The sequence below is a fragment of the Micromonospora sp. DH13 genome (assembly GCF_020873825.1).
Classification (GTDB): Bacteria; Actinomycetota; Actinomycetes; order Mycobacteriales; family Micromonosporaceae; genus Micromonospora; species Micromonospora haikouensis.
Genome location: NZ_JAHWGR010000122.1, coordinates 1 through 272 on the forward strand (window position 1 = coordinate 1; position 272 = coordinate 272).

Annotated in this window: 1 pseudogene; it reads right to left on the minus strand. The window is 75.4% G+C overall.

Going from position 1 to position 272, the window contains the following annotated elements:
• A pseudogene (locus LPA42_RS33545) lies at positions 1-272 on the minus strand (peptide chain release factor 1); the annotation flags it as partial.

The following is a 272-nucleotide window of genomic DNA, read 5'->3' on the forward strand; positions in this document are numbered from 1 at the left end:
CGACACGACCGCGTCGAGGCCCGCCCCGACGTCCTCCTGCACGCCGAAGCGGTCCAGCGTCGCGGTGACCCGCTGGTCGGCCACCTCGGCGATGGTCTGCACGGTGACGTCGTCCATCAGCGCCGGGTCCGCCCCGGCGTGCCGCGACCCGGCGTCGGTACGCACCAGCACGTCCTGCCAGCGCTCCGGCAGCTGGGCGGCGATCATGCCGGTGGCCCGCACGTCGCCGGCGACCACCACCACCTCCGCGCCGACCTTCTCGGCCAGCTCCA